The sequence below is a fragment of the Mesorhizobium sp. M3A.F.Ca.ET.175.01.1.1 genome (assembly GCF_004791945.1).
Lineage (GTDB): Bacteria > Pseudomonadota > Alphaproteobacteria > Rhizobiales > Rhizobiaceae > Mesorhizobium.
Genome location: NZ_SRTP01000449.1, coordinates 1 through 278, shown reverse-complemented (window position 1 = coordinate 278; position 278 = coordinate 1). Strand labels below are relative to the sequence as shown.

General features: G+C 66.2%; 1 protein-coding gene. It reads left to right on the top strand.

Annotated elements, in window-relative coordinates; translation table 11 throughout:
- On the top strand, positions 1-278 hold a 278-nt coding region (locus EN818_RS32385; RefSeq protein WP_189524031.1), incomplete at both ends, for a gamma-glutamyltransferase.

Genomic DNA, 278 nt, shown 5'->3' with positions numbered 1-278 from the left:
GTCCACGCCGATCACGGCGAACTCCCCTTTGCCGACGTCCTTGCGCCCGCAATCCGCTTTGCCGAGGAGGGTTACGCGATCACTCCCCGCGTTCACCGCGACTGGTCCCTCGAACAAAAGCTGCTCTCGGCCGACACCACAGCTGCGCGAATCTTTCTTCCCGGCGGCCGGGCGCCAAGGATCGGCGAGGTTCATCGCCAGCCGGAGCTGGCGCAGACGCTGAAACGCATTGCTGCCGAGGGACGCGGCGCATTCTATGAGGGACCGGTCGCCGAGGA